Below are 18,951 nucleotides of genomic sequence, written 5' to 3'. Positions count from 1 at the left end.
TTCGCCTGAATCGCAACGGCCCGCTATCCTCGTAAATCAGATGGCCGACCGCATCCATATCACCACGGCGATTTTCTACAGCAATGGACCGCCGCATATCGGGCACGCGTGGGAGTTCCTCGCGACGGATACTTTCGCCCGATATCAAAAGCGAAAGCTGGGCCGCGCGAATGTGACGTTCGTCACCGGCACCGACGAGCACGGGCAGAAAAATCGCGACGCGGCGGCGGCGCAGAACCTCAGCCCGAAGGCGTTTGCCGACAAGATCAGTTCGTTGTTTCGCGACGCCGACGCCAAGCTTTCGATCGAGTACGACTATTTCGTGCGGACGACGGATCCGGCGCATGAGACGTTCGTACAGGAGATGCTGCGGCGCACATATGAGCGCGGCGACATCTACTTCAAGGATTACGAAGGGCTCTACTGCGTCGGCTGCGAGCGCTTCTACACCGAGAAGGAACTTATCGACGGGAAGATTTGTCCTGCGCACAATCGGCCAGTCGAACTGGTCAAAGAGGGCAACTATTTTCTCAAGCTCGAAAAGTATCGCGAAGCCATTCGTGCGCACATCGAGCAGAATGCGGACTTCATCCGGCCGGACCGCTATCGCAACGAGGCGCTCAGGATGCTCGACGAGCCGCTGAGCGATCTCAGTATCTCGCGGCCGAAAGCGCGCCTGGACTGGGGAATCGACCTGCCGTTCGATGCCAATTTCGTCACCTACGTCTGGTATGACGCATTCTGGGCGTATCTAAGTCCGCTCTCCCCAACGGGCGATGAGGCATTGCTCAAACAGATTCTTCCGGCGACGGAGCATTTCATCGGCAAGGACATCCTGAAGACGCACGCGGTGTACTGGCCGGCGATGCTGCTCGCGCTGGGGCTGCCGCTCTTTCGGCATCTCAACGTTCATGGATTTTTGAATTATGGCGGCGAGCGGTTCTCGAAAAGTTCCGGCAACATCATTGACCCGGTTGAACTTGCTGAGAAGTACGGCGCGGACGTTCTGCGCTATTTCGTGCTGCGCGAATTCGTGTACGGACTCGACGGCGATTTTTCAGAAGACCGGTTGATCGATCGATTCAACGCGGACCTCGCCAACGATCTCGGCAATTTGACGAGCCGCGTGCTTTCGATGGCGGCGCGCTATTTCAACGGAGATATCACGGCGACGCCGGGTGCGGGTGGCGACGCGCAAGATGCCGCGCTAGCCGGGACGTTCGCGTCGCTCGGCGCGCGCGTCGCGCCGCAAGTCGAAGAGCTGGCGTTCAATCGCGCGCTCGAAACGATCTGGCAGGCGCTTGATGTCGCGAACAAGTATATCGTGGCGACTTCGCCGTTCACGCTGGCGAAGGAATCGTCGAGCCTGCCGCGCGTCGCGCAGATATTGGCGAACCTGGTCGAAGGGTTGCGCGTGATCGCAGATACGCTCGAGCCGTTCATGCCGGCGACGTCGAAGAAAATTCTCGAGCTGCTGAATGTCGATGAGCAGATGGCGCGCGCGCCGTATGGAAAAGGCATCCCGCGCGGGCATCGCGTGAAGGCGACGACGCCGCTATTCCCGCGAATCGACAAGAAAGCGCGCGCTTAGACATCGGCACAATCGAAGAACGCGGATTCAATAATGACGACCGTGATCGATACGCATTGTCATCTTGCGGATGCGAAGTTCTGCGGCGACGTGGAGGCGGCGATCGAGCGGGCTCACGAGGCGGGCGTCGCGCAGATCGTCACGGTCGGTGCGATCGGAGCAATCGAAAACGATCGGCTGACGGTCGAGATCGCGGAGCGGCACGCAAACGTGTATGCGGCAGTGGGAGTGCATCCGCACGACGCGAAGGACTGCACACGTGAGCGAATCGCGGCGCTGCGAGAGCTCGCATCGTCGAAAACAATCGTCGCGATCGGCGAGAGCGGACTCGATTTTCATTACATGCACTCGCCGGCGGAAGCGCAGGAAGCGTCGCTGCGGCGGCATCTGGAATTGGCGGCCGAACTCGAACTGCCGATCGTGATTCATTGCCGCGACGCGGAGGCGCGAATAGTCGAGATCGTGCGCGAGGTCGGGATGCCGCGCCGCGGCGGCGTGATTCATTGCTTCACCGGCGACACGAACGCTGCGCGAGATTTTGTCGCGCTCGGGTTCCACATTTCGTTTTCGGGGATTCTCACGTTCAAAAATGCGCGCGCGATTCGCGCCGCTGCGCCGACGATTCCCGACGATCGCGTGATGGTTGAGACCGACGCACCGTATCTTGCGCCGGAGCCGTATCGCGGCCAGCGCAACGAGCCGGCGTATGTGATGAGAACGCTCGAAGTGCTCGCGCAGCTGAGGAAGGTCGAGGTGGCGGCGATGGGTGCGCAAGTGATCGCGAATGCGTCGTTGCTGTTCGGACTCGGCGCGTTTCCGGAAAATCAGTAAGCGGCGGGATTGCCACCGAAGATAAACGGGTGGAGGAAAACGATCGCGAGTCCGAGTGCCAAGCCAATCGCGATCGCGACCCAGGGTAGATCGCCGCGATTCCAATGTTGGCGGCCGGTGGCGAGCGCGCCGAACGGAATGAACGAAGTCTTCGCCACGAACTGGCGATAGCTGTCGCCGATTTCGCGCAGCTTGCGGCGATCCTGATGGAGTCCGCCGGCGATCGAAATCACCGGAAACATCCCGAAGAAAATCACATCGCCGGCCCATCCGTTCATCGGCAGATGCGCGAGGCCGAACAGGCTAAACGCGACGAAGCCCGGATGACGCGTGATTTTGAGCACGCCGTGCGGCTCGACGTTGGTGGTCGGAGCGCCGAGGCCGCCAGGATTTGGGTTGATCAGGCTCGCGGCAAAAAGAATCAGCGCGATGAACATCAGGATCCACGTGAGCGTGCGCATCGATGCGCTGTCGCGAAAATACCAGAGCATCGGGCCCGCGTGCTTGTGATACGAGAATTCGTAAATGAGCGGCCCCAGCGTGCCGAATGCGATCAGCGAATAAATTCCGCGATACGGCTGCTCGCCGACGGCGGCGACGAGTCGCGGGCGCACGCGGCTCGACGAAATCACTAGATGGCTTAAGACGAACAGTATCGCCCAGAGTGCAATCCACGCGCTGGCGGTCATTGCCTGGAATCCTCCTTCGCGACATAAACGGCGCCGCTGAATTCACGAACTCGACTGCCTGGGGTTATAGATATTGTGATGGGTGCTGTCGAGAAGCTCAATCTTCCGCCGCCATTCGACGACGCGGTGCGATCGATGGAGCGCGAGATTATGCGATTCCTGGTGCGCTCGACCGGCAATCGCGACGACGCGCTGGATCTGTTCCAGGAGACGTGGCTGCGGGCGTATCGGGCGTATCCGACGCTGCAGTCGGAAGACGGATTGCGGCCATGGATTTTTCGAATCGCGTCGAATCTCTGCCGCAATCGCGTGCGCGACAAAACACGGCGCAAGCGCGTGATCGACGACGAACTGGCCGACGCGGATGCGTTCGCGGAGCTGGCGTCGTTCGAGGCGCGCGGCGGACCGGACGGCGTCCTGCACCTGAAGCGAGCGATCGCGAAATTGCCGGGCAATCAGGGCAAAGCGCTGGTGATGCGAAAATTCGCGGGGCTCGCATACGAGGAAATCGGCGCGGCGCTGGATTGCTCGGCGGATAGTGCGCGCGCCAGCGTCTATCTCGCACTGAAAAAACTGAAGACCGACGGGTGACGAGGATGAGTACTAATCAAGCAACCAACAAATCCGCATCGGCGCCGGCGATCGACGCTCGCGCGCTCGACGACATGATCAGCACGGCGCATCGCGGAATCGCGCGCGCGATGAAGGATATCCGGCGGCCCGCGGCGCGCGTCGGCGTGGTGCCGTCGCCGCTCGGCAAGCTGCTGATCGCGGAGAGCGATCGCGGTTTGGCAACTATTCATTACTTGTTCATCAGCGACGCGGATCGTCCGCTCGCGATGCTCCGCAAGCGTTTCGACCTGATCGAAAATCAAGCCAGCACTGAGCGAATTGGCGCCGAGATCAAGCGCTACTTCGACGGCGATGCGAGCGTGATGTCACGCCGCGTGGATTTGAGCGTGGTCGAGAGCGAGTTTCAGCGCCGCGCGCTGACGGCGTTACAAAAGGTGCCGGCCGGTTCGGTGATCACGTACCAGGGCCTGGCCGCGGCGGTGGGCAAGCCCGACAGCCAGCGCGCGATCGGCAACACGATGGCGTCGAATCCGCTTCCGATCGTGGTGCCGTGTCATCGGGTGGTGAAGTCCGACGGATCGATCGGCAACTACGGCGGCGGCGTCGACAATAAAATCAAGTTGCTGCGCGCGGAAGGGTTCAAAGTCGGGCGCGATCTGAGATTGCCGCAGCAGGCTGTGCTGGGGCATTCGCAGACGCACATTTTCTGCCGGCCGGATTGCTCGGCGGCGAAGCGCGCGAATCCGTCGCGGATGCTGATCTTCGCCGATCCGGACTGCGCGTCGCACGCGGGGCTTCGGCCGTGCAAGCTTTGCCGTCCGGCGTGAGCGAAAAGAAAGGAGGCGCCGCGATCGGCGCCTCCCCAATTGTGCCCATCGCCGCGAGCGTCGACTATTCGGTTTCCTGCTGCGACTTCAATTGCCGGATCTGCTGGCGCTGGCGTTCGATCTCGCGCTGCTGCTCGGACACTTGTGTCTGAGTTTGCGCGTTGACGTTCTCCTGGTTCTGCATCGAGTTGCCGACCGCGTAGCCCGTCACGCCGCCGAGCGCACCGCCGATCGCGGCGCCCGCGCCGGGAGAGCCGACCGCCGCACCGATGATCGCGCCAGTGCCCGCGCCGATCGCCGCGCCGCCGAGAGTGCCCTTTTCACGCGTTGAAAGCGGAGTCCCGGAGCATCCGGCGATCATCACGGCGCCCGCCAGCGCCATCGCTGCGATAATCCGATCGAATTTGTGCATAAAAGAATCCCCTCCCAAGGATACGAAATTCCGTTACTCGGTCTCCTGCTGCGACTTTAGCTGCTGAATCTGCTGTCGCTGCTGCTCGAGTTGCTGCTGCTGCTGCTGGACCTGCGACTGCGTCTGCGCGTTGGCGTTCTCGGTATTCTGCATCGAGCTGCCGACTGCGTAGCCCGTCACGCCGCCGAGGCCCGCGCCGATCGCCGCGCCTGCGCCGGGCGATCCGACCGCCGCGCCGACGATTGCGCCCGCGCCTGCGCCGAGAGCCGCGCCGCCGAGCGTGCCTTTTTCACGAGTCGAGAGCGGCTGACCTGAACATCCTGTAATGAAAAGAGCGGCCGCCAGCGCAATGCTCGCGATCATTCCTTTGGTTGTGTACATGCTGCCTCCTGCGTTCTTACTAAAAGTACGAGTCAATGTGTTATTCGGTTTCCTGCTGCGATTTGAGTTGTTGAATCTGCTGTTGCTGCTGCTGGATCTCACGCTGCTGGGAACTGAGCTGAGACTGAGTTTGCGCCTGCTGCTGTTCCCGATTCTGCATCTCGTTGCCGACTGCAAATCCGGTGACGCCGCCGAGGCCCGCGCCGATCGCCGCGCCCGCGCCGGGAGCGCCCACCGCAGCGCCGATGATCGCGCCGGTCGCCGCGCCGAGGCCCGCGCCGCCGAGCGTGCCTTTCTCGCGCGTCGAAAGCGGAGAGCCCGAGCATCCTGCGATCACAAACACGGCGGCAAGCGCGAAGGATGCCGTCACAATTTTGTGTCTCAGCATGATCGTTAACTCCGGGCTATTGGGTCTCCTGCTGCGATTTGAGTTGTTGAATCTGCTGTTGCTGCTGCTGGATCTCACGCTGCTGGGAACTGAGCTGAGACTGAGTTTGCGCCTGCTGCTTTTCCCGATTCTGCATCTCGTTGCCGACAGCGTATCCGCCAAGCGCGCCGACGCCCGCTCCGATTGCTGCGCCCGCGCCCGGAGCGCCGACCGCTGCTCCGATTATAGCGCCAGTTGCAGCGCCAATGCCCGTCCCAAGGAAGGTGCCTTTTTCCCGCGTCGACAGCGGCTCCCCTGAACATCCCACGGCGGTGACAATTGCCGCTGCCACGAAAAGGATCCTGGTTAGCGACGCTGCGCGATTTAGCACAGGCTTCTCCTCCGAATATGAGCAGTTTCCATGCCCGCACAGATGAGCTGAATGTGATCGCATCCAGGCGGACGTTCCTGTTATCGAGTCCGTAGTTTTCTACCTTCTGCGAACACGATCAACCCATTTAGTGTAGACGTTCGGCATCCGCGCGCGATTTTGATCGCAGCCTGATTTTCGCCGCGGCGCATCGTCACGGAAGCACCGCGAAAATGCGGGTCGGACCGCCGGTGCCTTTGCCGATTTTCATCGGGATGCAGAAAATCGTCGCGCCCTTGGGTGGCAATCGATCCGCATTCGCGACGTTTTCGAAGCCTGGCTTGTTGGCGCCGAGCCAAATGCGATGAACCGGGAAATCAGCGGCCGTGCCGGGATCGATACTCGCGGTGTCGATCGCGATCGCCGCAACCTTACGATTCGTTAGTAGATAATTCGCCGCTTCCGGCGAAAAGCCCGGAAAGTGCAAGCCCGCGACATCATCGGGGATGTCGGTACCCATGTAGCGCTTGCGATCGGGCCAGTACTTGCCCCATCCGGAGCGCGCGACGACGATCGCGCCGTCGGGAATCGCGCCGTTCGCGCTCTCGTATGCCTTAATGTCATCGACGCTCAGAGTTGCGTCGGGATTGCTGGCGGCGCGCGCGGAGAAATCGATCACCGCGGCGGGACCAATACAGTCGGCGAGCGGAACCTGATCGAGCGTGATGCCGTGTTCGTTGAAATGAATCGGCGCGTCGGTGTGAGTGCCGCCGTGCTCGGGCGCGACGTACTTTGCGGACGAGTAAAAATAGTGCTCGGCGGTCTCGCCGTATTTTTCGAATTCGTGCACGAAGCCCTTCTCAGTCGGCCAGTAAATCGTTTTGTCGTCGAACGTGTAGGTTAGGTCCACGATTTTCGAGGAATGGATCGACTCCGCCGAATAGCCGAGCCGGGTCGCGCCGAGGGCGATCAAACCGATCGCGAGTGCGGCTAATCTCACGCGTGGATTCCTCCATATTGCCCTCGCCTCCGCGTTCGCTCGGACTCGGGGCTTTCATTCACTTGCGACTCGGCGGTCTCAATTCAAATGCGATTCGGCCCTGCGGCCCGAATCAGCTCCGCGGCGTTCACCAGCCGATCACCTGCGCCGGCATCACGGGTATCGCCTGTCCGCGCGGATCGGCGCCGCCGGACAGCACGCCGGTCGTGCGATCGAACTGCACCGCGAGGACGTGGCCCTCGGACCACGGCGGCCGCACTTCGACACGATGTCCGCGCGCGGCGAGCGACTCGCGCACCTTGGCGTCGATCCGATCTTCGATCCGCACCAAACCCGGAAAATTGTTGTGCGGATAGAACGTGCTGGGGGCGTGCGCGGTGGAAAATTTGGGCGCTTCGATCGCCCGCTGCAAATCCATCCCGAACTCGACGACGTTCAGAAAGAACTGCAGCGTCCATTGATCCTGCTGATCGCCGCCGGGCGTGCCGAATGCGAGATACGGCTCGTCAGCGCGCATCGCAAGCGACGGCGACAGCGTCGTGCGCGGACGCTTGCCGGGCTTGAGCGCGTTGGCGTGGCGCTCGTCGAGGTAGAACGTTTGCATCCGGCTGCCGAGCGGAAAGCCGAGCGCATCGATCACGGGTGAGCTGGGAATCCATCCGCCGCTGGCGGTCACCGCGATCATGTTGCCGTCGCGATCTGCGGCAGTGACGTGAATCGTGCCGCCGCCCCACGGACGCGCGTCCTGCGCGGGCGTATCGCGCAGCGCGCGCATCGCAGCCGGATCGCCGGGCCTTTGCTCGATCGAGGCGCGCTCGCGATCGATCAAGTTGCGGCGGATCGCAGCGTATCGATCGCTCACCAGCGCTGCGATCGGCACGTCGGTGAACTTGGGATCGCCGTAATATGCTTCGCGGTCGGCAAAGGAAAGTTTGGCGGCCTCGACGATTGTATGGACGTAGTCGGCGGAGTTGTGGCCCATCGCGGCGAGGTCGAATCCCTCGAGCAATTTCAGTTGCTGAATGAATACCGGACCCTGCGACCATGGCCCGCACTTGAACATCGTGACACCGCGATAGTTCGCGTGCACCGGCGTTTCGATCGCGGTGGTGAAGCCGGCGAGATCGGTATCGGCGAGCAGACCGCCCTGCGCGTCGGACCATGCAACGATCTCGCGCGCGATATCGCCGCGATAAAATCGATCGCGAGCGGCGTCGAGTCCCGCCTCGCGACCGCTCTTGTTCGCGCCAGCCTCGGCTTCGAGCAACCGAATGTAGAAATTCGCGAGCGCCGGATTTTTGATAACTGCGCCGGGGCGCGGCACTTTTCCGTCGGGCACGTAAACGCGCGCCGTCGAGGGCCAGTTCCTGAGATAGCGCGCGGCGTTTTGTGCGATCGAGGCGCCTGCTCCGCCGACTGGAACGTCGCTTCCGTCCGCGATTTCGCCCGACAGCCCGACGTGCATCGGGAAGCCGTCGCTGGCGAGCGCCAGGGCCGGCTCGAGGACGTCGGCCAACGACTTGGTGCCAAAAGTTTTGAGCGCGGTGAGGAGCGCGTCGAGCGCGGCTGGAACACCGGCGGCCAGCAGGCCCGACGCGGGGATCAGATCGATTCCGAGCGACTTGAAGTGCTCGATCGTGGCGCGCGCCGGCGCCATCATGTTGCCGTTGATGGAGACTACCCGCCCAGCAGATGCCGAATAAATCAGCATCGGCGCCTCGCCGCCGATCGTGTGCATATGCGGATTCACGACGCCTTCGACGAAGGTAGCGGCGACCGCGGCGTCGATAGCGTTGCCGTGATGAGCGAATATCTGGGCGCCGGCGGCGGCCGAGAGGTAGTGCTCGGTCGCGATCATCGCGCGACGCCCCATCAGGAGCGGATAGACCGTGGACATAGGCGAACCTTCCTGAATTGCGTGTTGTTCGCGATCTGCGTACCTCAACCAGCCACTGCAGTGTACTTAATGCGAGACGAGTGACGCTATTCGGTTACCACAGCATGGCATCGCATCGGAAGCGCGGGCGAGCGACGGCGCTGGAAGATTTTGCGATTTCGATGGCGAAACGGACGAAAAAACTTTTTTCCACATCCTCTGGACAAATCTTTTTGATTGTTCCGCAGGGGTCTAAACAAGTGGCCCGATGCTTGCTAATATCCGCAATGGGTTGCTGATGACCGGTTGGCCGGAAATAGAGGGGTTGGAAAATTAGAAGATGATCAGCGAAAACAATGAGGCGGTGGTGGGACGGGTGTGCCGACTGCAAAAACCAGTGCGCGACCACGAAGGCCGCATTCGCTTTAGCGAACAACCGCGCATCCTGCGCGAGATGAATAATCTCGATCGGCGTATGTTCCTGGTTCAGTTCGACGACGGAGCCACCACATTCCTCTTCCCCGACGAAGTCGTCGTCGAGTAGAGGTCGGGTTCCCGCGCCTGCAAACCGTCGTGCCTGACGGTGCGCTGGACGTGTGCGCTGAAGTTGCGCTACGCGAGCACGCCGAGCCTTCGCGCCGATTAAGCCGCTCGTATCTCGCTAAATCCTCGCAGTCTCACTGATTACGATATCCACTGTTGCGTCGGCTGCCTGTTGGCCGCGCAAGGGGAGCGTTTTCTTAAACTGGATTATGGTCTCAAGCAAACGCTACAATCGCTCAATCGTAATCGTTTCGGCGATGAGGATGGTCGGGGAAATTATGATCGGAAATATGAATCGTTCGGGCATAGTCGCGGCAGTGGCTGTAATCGTGCTGTTGTTCGCTTCCAGCGCGTTTGCAAAGCCGCCGAAATCGGGTGGGACGGCGACGGCGCCCTGCGGCGACGGCGTGATCACTTACACTCCGACTACGCTGTGGCCGCCGAATCACAAGATGAAGAGCATCAGCATCAAGTTTGCTGAAAGCGAGGCCACGAGTGATGGGGATACGCTGGGATTGCAGGTCACCGACATCAGTTCGAATCAGCAGAGTGACGACGACGAAGGCGGCCACGGATGCGGCGCGCGGACCAGCAAGCAAGGTCCGGACTTTAGCTTCAGCAAAGCGGTGATCTCGGGGCCTCCTGGAGATGACACGGTGACGCTGACGACCTCGGTGGACGTTCGCGCTGAGCGATGCGCCCGCGACGGCGCCCGCGTGTACACGATCGACGTGACCTGCAGCGACGGCGACGATTCGACGGGCACGGACGACGCTGTGCTGACGGTGACCGTCCCGAAGAGCAGGGGCCGGCGGCACTAATACTTTCGAATAGCCGAAGGGCGCGCTGATACGGCTACAAAGAACCGAGCGGGACGGTCATCGCCCGGCGAGTCAAATCGACACGGCTGACTGGCGACGGAGCAGGAAGCGGCGGACCGCGGGGTCGCGCTCGAGGCCGATCGCGATTTCATACGCGTCGCGCGCCTCGTCGTGAGCGGTCCGGACCAGCAGCTCCGCGCGCGCGGCCCAGTATGGCTGGTATTCGACCAGCCGTGAATCGTCGGCAATTTTCTGCAGAGCTTCGAGCGCGGCGCTGGCACCTTGCGTTTCCGCGATCGCCAAACTGCGATTGATCGCGACCACGGGCGGTCGCGGAGCTCTTCGCGGTCCGGGACGCGAAACGGGATGCGCGCAGTCGTTCCCCTCGTGTCAGTCGAGCAGCCGAGACTGATTCCCCAGATCGTCCAGATGGAAACGACGATCACGCAGGACGTTGGCACCACGCAGTCTGGTCGTCATCGAAGTTACTCTCGCTTTCGGACGCGCGCCCGCGCTATCCAACCTGCATCCCCGCGACGATCCGAACTCAAGCCACATACGATGACTCCATCGAGATTTGGCTAGCCGATTCGTATTTCGAGGCGTTGGTCACGGTCGTTCCATTTCGCGAACGTGTTCAGCTTCGTGCAAAGATCCTGCATCTTGGCCGCGATGCTTCGCGCGCGGACTCCCGCCATTCGCGCCTGCCGGTCCCCGATTATCGTCGGCGAAAGACGAATGCTTCGCGGGAGCACGCGATCGTCGAGGTCGATCGCGTAAATGAACGACTCGTCATTGCGCTCGAATTCGTCGATCGCGTAGTCGTCTATGAAATTTCCCGCGCAGTAGATAATCGGCCGCTCGCGATAGAGTTCGATTCCGCGGAAGACATGACCCGAGTGGCCGAAGATGATGTCGGCTCCTTCATCGATCATACGATGTGCGAAACGGATATGATCTTTTGGGGGCTCGTAACCCCAGTTCGGTCCCCAATGTGCCGAAATGATAACGACTGCGTCCCGCTGTTTGGCGGCTCCGATCATCGCGAAGAGTTCCTGCGCACGTTGGTCTGCGACATCGATCGGAACGTAGGCGAGCCCTGCCCTATCGGCCGTCGCTTCCCATTGCGGCTCATTGTCGGTAAGAGCGATGAGCGCGATTGTCATTCCTCCGACGTTCGAGAGCGCCGGCTCGAAAGCTCTCGAATGATTGAGTCCCGCGCCTGCGTGCTTGATGTGGTTGGCGTCTAGCAGTTCCAGCATCTCGCGCATCGCGTCGTAGCCGAAATCCAGGATGTGGTTGTTTGCCAACGATACCGCATCGATGCCGGCCGCCGTCAGTACGGCGATGTTCCTGGCGTCTGAACGGAAGTGAAACACCTTCGGAGTGGAGCGCCAGGGAACTCCTCGGTCCGATATCACACATTCGAGATTGCACAACCGCCAGTCCGCTTCATGAAAGTGTCGCAAGGTGTCGCCCCATGGATATTCGGGACAGACTTGCCTGAGTGCCTCATTGACACCCCGTCCCAGCATCACATCGCCGACCATCACCAGTTGCACCTGGCTTTATCTCCTGTCGCCGAAACGACACAGCTTCGGCGGTAAGCCGCCGCACAAAACCGCTAAGCCGAACTAGGTGTGCTTGATGATCAATGCACTTCTGCCTCGATCACTACGAACATCCGGTTGATGCCTGCAATTCCGCCACGCGCCCCGCTGATCTTCGTGACCTGATAGGAAACGGTTATCTCCGCACGGAGCTCTGACTGTCTGGCCTTCTCCACAGCATCATCAATGGCTTCCTGGAAGCTGCCGATTTCGGATCTCCCCTCGAATTCAGGCATTTGGTTTCACTCCCGATTTTGATTGTTGCGATGAGGAGGGCCGCCAACTTCAGAGTTTGCTAGCGGCCTCACCCTTCCAGGTCGCGAACAAGCTGCCATCGTCGTCCGACCAATGGTACTTCGCGCGTCCGCCGAAGACCTTCTCAAGCTCCCGGGCTATGCGATGAGCGAGTTTTTGCGAGGTTGTCAGTATCTCGAGCGTCTCCCCATCCCAATCCGCGGATAGTATCCGTCGCTCCGGTTGATTAGCCCTCGCACGACTGTCGACGTTGGCAATGCGGCGGCGAATCTGATCCAGATGGTCGCGTGCGAAGTCGCCGCTTACCAGGATCTTCCCGTAGGCGATGCCACTTTTTGCTTCCGCGCACGCAGGGCATATGACCCAGGCGGCGCCGGAAAGCTTATCGGTGGTAATGCGGCCCGCCCGATGCCAACTTTTGCGCTCATAGACAGCCCCGCACCGCTCGCATACCGAGGGGTCTTTGAAAGGCCCTCGCCGGCGGGCCACAGGAGGGCTCTTGTCGAAGCTCGTACCTTTGCGACTCAGACTGCGAATCAGGCCTTTGCCTTTCGGTCTATCGGTGCCTTTCATTGCACGAAGTCCCCGCTAACTTGCTTTGCCACTAAGCGCGATGAACGCTTTGAGAATATCGGCGCGAGTAATGATTCCCACTAGTTTCTTCCCATCCACGACCGGAATTCCGCCGATCCGCTCCCGGCGCATCAGACGAGCGGCTCGCTCAATAGCGTCCTGCGGCTTCAACTTCATCACCTTGGCCGACATCACCGTTTCGACCGTAATATTTTCCGGAATCACATCTTCTTGAATCAAGTTTGCCCTTGCAGCCATCCCACTCTCGCGCATGCCGTCCGAAGCACTGCGCAAGTCGCGATCGGTGACGATTCCCACCAACCTTCCATTAACCACCACCGGAAGCTGATTTACCCTGTGCTGCTCCAGCGTCCTCCTCGCATCCGCCACGCTATCGTGGGGACGGACAGTGATTACCGGCTTGGCCATCCAGTTCTCGATACGCATACTGCCTTTGGGGCTGCGCTGCGCTGTCGCCTTGGGACGAGCTACGGTAAGCGTACGACGGGCTTTGGGTTTTTCAATCATTTTTGATGTCCTCGACAAGGTAGCCGAGCGCATGACGATCCAGAGTTCACGCGAAGCCCGTTACTTCAGCGTCTTTGCAAGCGCGGCGAAACGATCCCACGGCGTTGCGATCCATGTCTCGGTGGTTGCATGCCCGACGCTGCGGACCAGGAGCGAGACCTTGGTTGCGGTCTCGGCATCATCGGCCTCGAAGACATCGACGTAATCCGCGGGTCCGAGAACCGCGTAGTTGGCTATCCATTTTACGTCGGGGCATTCGCGTTTGATTCGCTCTGCAACTTGCTTGTTGAGTTCAACTACAGATTCCGGCCTTTTGAGCGCCTCTGGTGAGAGTCTCGTAAGCATTATGTACGTCGCCATTGCGATGTCTCCCGTTGGATTTGGCAACAAGTAGAGCATCAGGTGTGCCGAAGCCGGGGCCCGCTATTCCCCATAGAGATCGTCGATAGTCCTGAGCCCCTGATTGGCACATGCGATGCTCAGGTGAGAGCAGGACGTGAGACAGCCACTTCTGCCGCGTGAGTTCAAAATTGCCGGCTCCCGATCGAGCCAACAAACATTTTTGGCTGTCACATTCGGATACAGAAGAGGACAGTGCCGGCCACGCGCCGGATGGTTCTTGAGATTAGAAGCAGAAGGTAGTCTACAATGCCACAGTCATTTCGAATTGTTCTCAGCCCGATCGATTTCGATGAAAACTCGCTGAAGGCTCTGCTAACGGCCGGCGAATTGGCTCGGCTCGCGGGTGCCACGGTGTACGTTCTGCACGTACTCCCGTCCGTAAGTTCGAGCCTGACCCAGGCCGGGGTCGACGCAGCCGTCGCTCAGGAGCAAGTCGCCAAAGAACGACTGATGGGAATTTGCCACGATCATCTCGGCGACCTCCGCTATGAGGTTCTTACCCGAACCGGCGACCCGGCGATTGCCATTGTCCGTGTCGAGGAGGAACTCAACGCCGACCTCGTCGTTATCGCGACTCACGTCAGCCGCAGCAAGCCGAAAGCATTTCCCGGCAGTGTGGCCGAACGGGTTGTCCGCGAATCGATCTGCCCCGTCGTGACCGTAAGGCCGAGCGCGAGCGGCGACCCAGACGCGGTCGGCACGCATATGACAGTGGCGCCGCTGACAACCTCAGCAGATACGACCGTCGCTGGTGTGCGCCAGGTGATGGCTCGGAATCGCGTTCGATGGGTTCCCGTGGTGGACGGTAGCGAAGTCATAGGTATCGTGACCGATCGCGATATCGCCTTCAACGACGCGACGCCTGACACCACGATCGGACTGCTGATGACTCGCGAGGTGATTGCGGCTTCTCCGAGGACCTCTCTTCAGGAAGCTGCACGTCTATTATTAGAATGCGAAGTGGACGGACTACCGGTGGTCGACAATCGAAAACTCGTCGGCGTCATCACGACTTCCGACATCCTCAAGGTTTTTGCCGACGTGGCCAATCGCGGCGCATCGCCTTAGAACGGTCGCGAGCAGATCGCGTACGGACGTCAGAGGTGGCCCGCGATGGATTTTGGCAAATTTACTTTTGGCTCGATTGAAATCGACGGCGAAGCATACGAACATGATGTGGTAATCGACCGTGGAAGGATTCGCAAGCGCAAGAAAAAAGTCTCGCGGAAATTCCGCGAGCAGTTCGGGCATACTCCTCTTTCGCTGGAAGAGGAAATACCCTGGAAATGCCGGCGGCTGATAGTCGGCTCGGGAAAATACGACGCGCTCCCGGTGATGGACGAAGTGAAACTCGAGGCACGCCGGCGCGACGTAGATATTATGATTCTGCCGACGAGCGCGGCGATTAAGGAGCTTGGCAAGAATCCGGCGAACACGAATGCGATCCTCCACGTGACGTGCTGAATGGTCCACGCTTTGTCTCGGGCAGGGTCCGCTGACGCGGTTGGCAACGCCGTTGGCCGGTTGTCGTTGTTTCCAGACGCGCCGCGATTAGTCGTCCGAGGACTTTTCTCGCAATGGCACTGAAGCTGATCTCTCCTGCCTTTAAGAATCAGGGCGAGATACCTGCCGTTCACACCTGCGACGGAAAGGATCTCTCTCCCGCACTGGCCTGGTCGAACGTTCCTGAAGGAACGCGAAGCCTCGCCCTAATCGCGGATGACCCGGACGCCCCCGATCCGGCTGCGCCAAAAATGACCTGGGTGCACTGGGTACTTTACAATCTTCCGCCCACGCTCGATGGCCTGCCGGAGGCGGCCGGTTCCGCCAAATTGCCAGCCGGTACTCTGGCTGGTGTGAATGACTGGAAGCGCACCGGTTATGGCGGGCCATGCCCCCCAATCGGACGTCACCGGTATCTTTTCAAGCTCTATGCGTTGGACAAAATACTGCCTGACCTCAATCGGCCAACGAAGGCAAAACTTGAAACCGCGATGAAAGGTCATATCCTGGCCCAGGCGACGCTGATCGGAACCTATCAGCGCAAGCGTTGAGGTGTCGGCATCAGGCGGGCCAGCGTTCCCTCCGAAAAGTCTCACCAGCAGATCTCGATTTGTAGCAAGCAGAGCTAAACAGCTCATATTGGATTTGCCGACTGTCGGGTTGTGCAAATCGCTGTAAGTCCCTAAGAAACAAGGGCTGGAGGAGGAAGGGGCCCGGTGGCCCCACCGGTCTTCAAAACCGGCTTGGCGGCTAATACTGTCGCCGGAGGGTTCGACTCCCTCCCCCCTCCGCCATCAACTGTGAGACGGGTTCGACGAACTGCCGAACCCGTACGAGCGCCGGCGGCACTATTTCCCGCGTCGGAGGAGACGCGCTACATCACCGGTGCGGAGTCTCGTCGTCGATGGCGGCCTGACGCTGTAACGATCTACCGGTAGTCGAGCGCGTTCAGCGCTTTTCGAATTGCTTGTTGCCATAGAGGATCGAGCGCGCTTCTTCGTCGAGCGGTTCCGGCGGCAAGTCGGCCATCACCGCGAGGCCGCGCTTGACCGCAGGCCGTTCGGAGATCGCGTCGAGCCAGCGCTTGAAGTTGGGCCGAGCTTGCAGTTCCTCGGGCTCGCGACGAGTGCCTACAACCCACGGATAGGTCGCCATATCGGCGATCGAATAATCGCCGGCCAGGTATTCGGCCTCGGCGAGGCGCTTCTCCATCACGTTCAGCAGGCGGCGCGATTCGTTGGTGTAGCGATCGATCGCATACGGAATCTTCTCCGGCGCGGCGCGCAGGAAATGTCCGCGCTGTCCGAACATCGGGCCGATTCCACCCATCTGGAACATCACCCATTGAATCGTCGTGTACTTTGCGTGCGGCTCGGACGACAGGAACTTGCCGGTCTTCTCGCCGAGATAGATCAGGATCGCGCCCGACTCGAACAGCGCGAGCGGCTTTCCGCCGGGACCGTTGTGATCGACAATCGCGGGCATCCGGTTGTTCGGGCTGATCTTCAGAAACTCGGGCGCGAATTGCTCGCCCTTGCGGATATTGACCGGCACGATTTTGTATTCGAGCCCGGTTTCTTCGAGAAAGATCGTAATTTTGTGCCCATTGGGCGTCGGCCAATAGTAGAGATCGATCATTAAAAAAATCCTCCGCTTGCGATTCGTATTTCGCTCCCTTTTGCGCGCGCGAGCAAGCGATCGGAATTCGGATCGTGACGCGCGCAGCCTCCTCGTGTCATCCTGAACGAAGGCTGCCGTAGTGAAGGAACCCGGAAGACGCCCGACGAAGAAACAGATCCGGGATTCTTCGGCTGCGCAGCCTTCGCCTCAGAATGACAACAGTGGTGGTGCTCACGCTACAGCGGCGGCTCAGGGTGACAAAAAGTGGGTCAGCCTCTGAACATCCGATGTGCTCTCCACAGGCTAAAGCCTGTGCCACGGAGAAACGAAACCGTCAGAGTGTCGCAAAAAATGAAAGGGGCGGTCGTGCGGACCGCCCCTTCATTGCCGATTCAGATTGCTCGCGCGATCAGGCGTGGCCGTGACGCAACAGCTTGCCCGGCGTCTCGCCTGTGCATTTACCCTCGTCGAAGGTTTCCACCCCGTTCACGATGATCGAGCGGTACCCCTGCGGGCGCTGCACGCGACGCCATTCGTCGCCCGGCAGGTCATGTACGATCTCGCCGACCCAATCCGGCTCGATCCCCAGACGGTTGAGGTCGTAGACCACGACGTCTGCGGCTGCGCCTTCGCGCAGCACGCCGCGATCACGGAAACCCGCCGCATGCGCTGGCAACGCCGACAAGCGGTAATGAGCCTCTTCCAGCGTGATCTTTTGCTCGTCGCGCACCAGCCAGCGCAGGAAGTCGGTCGTGAAAGCGCCGCCAGTGAAGAACTTGGTGTGCGCGCCGCCGTCCGACACGCCGGGGAAGGTGAACTGCGAGTTGTTGATGATCTCAGCCATGTAATCCGAATTGAAACCACGGTTGGGGCCAAGGAACTCCGCCTTGAGGCCGCTCGCTACGGCGATATCGAGCATCGCTTCGATCGGATGCTTACCCTCTTCCATGCCGATCTGGCCGAGCGATTTGCCGACGTATTTCTCGAGCGGCTCGATATTCTCGACCCACGTCACGATCAAATGCTTGGGGTTGCCGCCGACGCCCGCCTGAATCGCTTTGAAGTTCATGTCGCAATTATCGTTGGCGTGGATTACCGCCGCGCGCAGCGCCGGATCCTTCATCTTGGCGAGCTTCTCTTCCGTGGTACCGGTGGTCAATACGCGCCATTCGGGCAGCGTGTCGTAGAGGTTCCAGTTCTCGAGGCTGAAGGCAAAGCCGCTGCGGACCGTGCCCGCCTGGCCGAAGATCTGACGCCCTTTCGCGCGATTGCGTTCGACGAACCTCAAGCTGCGGCGGTGGATTTCAGGATTGTTGCGGGTCGGAACGATTACCTGCCACAGGATCGGGCGCTGCGATTCATCGGCGAGCGTTTCAACGAATGTCAGGTCGATTCGAGGGTCGCCGGTGCCCTGCGTGATTTCCATGAAGCCTTCGTCGCGCCTACGGAGCACGCGCGCGAGGTTCAGGATGTCCTCGTCGCACATCGTATCCGTAACCATCGGCGAGCCGTCAAAGTCAGCCTGCGCGGAGTTCGGTCCCAGGCGTTGAATCGAAAAGCCACATAGGCCCGCGTCCATGCCTTCATCCAGCAGCCGCGCCATCTCGGCCCGTTCGGACTCGGTCGCGGGTCGCGTTTTGGCCGCTTCGAGACCCATCACGTAGGTCATCAGCGACGCGGTCGGCATGTACTGGATACAATTGACGCCCTTCGGGGCGCGGTCGAGCGAATCCAGGTACTGCGGGATCGTCTCCCAGTCCCAGTTGATACCGGCCTTCATGGAGGCGTACGGGATCGCTTCGGTGCGCGTCATCGTCAGCATCGAGCGGTCGCGGAAGTCCGGTTTGCACGGGGCAAAGCCGAAGCCGCAGTTGCCGAGCACCACCGAAGTTACGCCGTGCCATCCGGAGATCGTGCAATAGGGATCCCAGCGAATCTGCGCATCGTAGTGTGTATGCAGATCGACGAAGCCCGGCGCGACGATCAGGCCGTCCGCGTCGATCACCTTTTTGGCAAAGCCGGGAGCGCGGCCGCCCAGTTGTGCAACTTTCCCGTCCTTGATCCAGACGTCGCCGCGGTAGCGCGGAACCCGCGTACCATCGACGATCGTGCCGCCTTTGATTTGAATGTCGAAATCGGCCATGAGCTTTCCTCCAAGCGCCAAGTTGGAAGCGGCGCG

Annotated in this window: 23 protein-coding genes, 1 tRNA gene and 1 pseudogene; 10 read left to right on the top strand and 15 right to left on the bottom strand. The window is 60.5% G+C overall.

Translation table 11 applies throughout. The annotated features are described in order from the left end of the window. The first annotated feature begins 40 nt into the window (after positions 1 to 40). Both metG and Q7S58_RS16450 read left to right on the top strand, forming a co-directional pair. On the top strand, positions 41 to 1,591 hold the full coding sequence (gene metG / locus Q7S58_RS16455) for a methionine--tRNA ligase (RefSeq protein WP_304828209.1): 1,551 nt from the start codon (positions 41 to 43) through the stop codon (positions 1,589 to 1,591). Positions 1,592 to 1,624: 33 nt separating this feature from the next. Then, positions 1,625 to 2,422, top strand: coding sequence for a TatD family hydrolase (locus Q7S58_RS16450; protein WP_304828206.1), 798 nt, complete (start codon positions 1,625 to 1,627; stop codon positions 2,420 to 2,422). Here the strand turns inward: Q7S58_RS16450 and Q7S58_RS16445 are convergent. Next, positions 2,416 to 3,111: an NnrU family protein gene (locus Q7S58_RS16445; protein WP_304828203.1), complete on the bottom strand. Its 696-nt coding sequence runs from the start codon at positions 3,109 to 3,111 to the stop codon at positions 2,416 to 2,418. The genes Q7S58_RS16450 and Q7S58_RS16445 overlap by 7 nt on opposite strands. 78 nt (positions 3,112 to 3,189) lie before the next feature. On the opposite strand from Q7S58_RS16445, the gene Q7S58_RS16440 reads away from it, so the two are divergent. Both Q7S58_RS16440 and Q7S58_RS16435 read left to right on the top strand, forming a co-directional pair. After that, positions 3,190 to 3,702 (top strand): RNA polymerase sigma factor, encoded by a 513-nt coding sequence (locus Q7S58_RS16440; protein ID WP_304828200.1) that lies wholly within the window; start codon positions 3,190 to 3,192, stop codon positions 3,700 to 3,702. Positions 3,703 to 3,707: 5 nt separating this feature from the next. Next, entirely contained in the window at positions 3,708 to 4,511 is an 804-nt protein-coding gene (locus Q7S58_RS16435; RefSeq protein WP_304828197.1) for a methylated-DNA--[protein]-cysteine S-methyltransferase, read from the top strand. A 64-nt stretch (positions 4,512 to 4,575) separates the two neighbouring features. Here Q7S58_RS16435 and Q7S58_RS16430 read toward each other — a convergent pair whose 3' ends face one another. The 6 genes from Q7S58_RS16430 to Q7S58_RS16405 all read right to left on the bottom strand — a co-directional run bounded on the left by Q7S58_RS16430 (position 4,576) and on the right by Q7S58_RS16405 (position 8,938). Further along, positions 4,576 to 4,923 carry a glycine zipper domain-containing protein gene (locus Q7S58_RS16430; RefSeq protein ID WP_304828194.1) on the bottom strand — a complete coding sequence of 116 codons (348 nt, stop codon included), beginning with the start codon at positions 4,921 to 4,923 and terminating at the stop codon, positions 4,576 to 4,578. A 33-nt stretch (positions 4,924 to 4,956) separates the two neighbouring features. Beyond that, a complete protein-coding gene (locus tag Q7S58_RS16425) occupies positions 4,957 to 5,304 on the bottom strand; it encodes a glycine zipper domain-containing protein (RefSeq protein ID WP_304828191.1) in 348 nt (115 codons plus the stop codon). 40 nt (positions 5,305 to 5,344) lie between these two features. Then, the gene (locus Q7S58_RS16420) at positions 5,345 to 5,692 is read right to left on the bottom strand and encodes a glycine zipper domain-containing protein (protein WP_304828188.1); all 348 of its coding nucleotides are present in this window, start codon (positions 5,690 to 5,692) and stop codon (positions 5,345 to 5,347) included. Positions 5,693 to 5,708: 16 nt separating this feature from the next. Then, complete coding sequence (locus Q7S58_RS16415; protein ID WP_304828185.1) at positions 5,709 to 6,023, bottom strand: glycine zipper domain-containing protein; 315 nt, start codon at positions 6,021 to 6,023, stop codon at positions 5,709 to 5,711. A 232-nt stretch (positions 6,024 to 6,255) separates the two neighbouring features. Next, complete coding sequence (locus tag Q7S58_RS16410) at positions 6,256 to 7,041, bottom strand: cyclase family protein (RefSeq protein WP_304828182.1); 786 nt, start codon at positions 7,039 to 7,041, stop codon at positions 6,256 to 6,258. A 127-nt stretch (positions 7,042 to 7,168) separates the two neighbouring features. Continuing rightward, positions 7,169 to 8,938, bottom strand: a complete 1,770-nt coding sequence (locus tag Q7S58_RS16405; protein ID WP_304828179.1) for a gamma-glutamyltransferase family protein — start codon at positions 8,936 to 8,938, stop codon at positions 7,169 to 7,171. Between the two features lie 319 nt (positions 8,939 to 9,257). Between Q7S58_RS16405 and Q7S58_RS16400 the strand changes: the two genes are divergently transcribed. Beyond that, positions 9,258 to 9,461 carry a hypothetical protein gene (locus tag Q7S58_RS16400; RefSeq protein ID WP_304828176.1) on the top strand — a complete coding sequence of 68 codons (204 nt, stop codon included), beginning with the start codon at positions 9,258 to 9,260 and terminating at the stop codon, positions 9,459 to 9,461. A 289-nt stretch (positions 9,462 to 9,750) separates the two neighbouring features. Then, on the top strand, positions 9,751 to 10,281 hold the full coding sequence (locus Q7S58_RS16395; RefSeq protein ID WP_304828173.1) for a hypothetical protein: 531 nt from the start codon (positions 9,751 to 9,753) through the stop codon (positions 10,279 to 10,281). Positions 10,282 to 10,353: 72 nt separating this feature from the next. Here the strand turns inward: Q7S58_RS16395 and Q7S58_RS16390 are convergent. The 6 genes and pseudogenes from Q7S58_RS16390 to Q7S58_RS16365 all read right to left on the bottom strand — a co-directional run. Beyond that, positions 10,354 to 10,608: pseudogene (locus Q7S58_RS16390) on the bottom strand (RNA polymerase subunit sigma-70); the annotation flags it as partial. Positions 10,609 to 10,862: 254 nt separating this feature from the next. Further along, positions 10,863 to 11,831 (bottom strand): CapA family protein, encoded by a 969-nt coding sequence (locus Q7S58_RS16385; protein ID WP_304828258.1) that lies wholly within the window; start codon positions 11,829 to 11,831, stop codon positions 10,863 to 10,865. Positions 11,832 to 11,932: 101 nt separating this feature from the next. Further along, entirely contained in the window at positions 11,933 to 12,127 is a 195-nt protein-coding gene (locus tag Q7S58_RS16380; protein ID WP_304828167.1) for a hypothetical protein, read from the bottom strand. Positions 12,128 to 12,176: 49 nt separating this feature from the next. Then, a complete protein-coding gene (locus Q7S58_RS16375; protein ID WP_304828164.1) occupies positions 12,177 to 12,719 on the bottom strand; it encodes a hypothetical protein in 543 nt (180 codons plus the stop codon). Between the two features lie 15 nt (positions 12,720 to 12,734). After that, positions 12,735 to 13,247: a CBS domain-containing protein gene (locus Q7S58_RS16370; RefSeq protein WP_304828161.1), complete on the bottom strand. Its 513-nt coding sequence runs from the start codon at positions 13,245 to 13,247 to the stop codon at positions 12,735 to 12,737. Positions 13,248 to 13,307: 60 nt separating this feature from the next. Beyond that, a complete protein-coding gene (locus tag Q7S58_RS16365; RefSeq protein ID WP_304828158.1) occupies positions 13,308 to 13,607 on the bottom strand; it encodes a GYD domain-containing protein in 300 nt (99 codons plus the stop codon). A gap of 288 nt (positions 13,608 to 13,895) precedes the next feature. Between Q7S58_RS16365 and Q7S58_RS16360 the strand changes: the two genes are divergently transcribed. From Q7S58_RS16360 to Q7S58_RS16345, 4 genes are all read left to right on the top strand, one after another. Continuing rightward, the gene (locus Q7S58_RS16360) at positions 13,896 to 14,717 is read left to right on the top strand and encodes a universal stress protein (RefSeq protein WP_304828155.1); all 822 of its coding nucleotides are present in this window, start codon (positions 13,896 to 13,898) and stop codon (positions 14,715 to 14,717) included. Positions 14,718 to 14,762: 45 nt separating this feature from the next. Then, the gene (locus Q7S58_RS16355; protein WP_304828153.1) at positions 14,763 to 15,113 is read left to right on the top strand and encodes a hypothetical protein; all 351 of its coding nucleotides are present in this window, start codon (positions 14,763 to 14,765) and stop codon (positions 15,111 to 15,113) included. A gap of 113 nt (positions 15,114 to 15,226) precedes the next feature. Further along, positions 15,227 to 15,703: a YbhB/YbcL family Raf kinase inhibitor-like protein gene (locus tag Q7S58_RS16350; protein ID WP_304828150.1), complete on the top strand. Its 477-nt coding sequence runs from the start codon at positions 15,227 to 15,229 to the stop codon at positions 15,701 to 15,703. A gap of 147 nt (positions 15,704 to 15,850) precedes the next feature. Beyond that, positions 15,851 to 15,946 (top strand) — tRNA-Sec (locus tag Q7S58_RS16345). Between the two features lie 154 nt (positions 15,947 to 16,100). Here Q7S58_RS16345 and Q7S58_RS16340 read toward each other — a convergent pair. Continuing rightward, on the bottom strand, positions 16,101 to 16,790 hold the full coding sequence (locus Q7S58_RS16340) for a glutathione S-transferase N-terminal domain-containing protein (RefSeq protein ID WP_304828147.1): 690 nt from the start codon (positions 16,788 to 16,790) through the stop codon (positions 16,101 to 16,103). A gap of 391 nt (positions 16,791 to 17,181) precedes the next feature. Beyond that, complete coding sequence (locus Q7S58_RS16335; RefSeq protein ID WP_304828145.1) at positions 17,182 to 18,915, bottom strand: amidohydrolase family protein; 1,734 nt, start codon at positions 18,913 to 18,915, stop codon at positions 17,182 to 17,184. Positions 18,916 to 18,951: the final 36 nt, after the last annotated feature.

The organism is Candidatus Binatus sp., assembly GCF_030646925.1.
Lineage (GTDB): Bacteria > Desulfobacterota > Binatia > Binatales > Binataceae > Binatus.
This window is presented reverse-complemented; position numbering and strand designations above follow the sequence as displayed.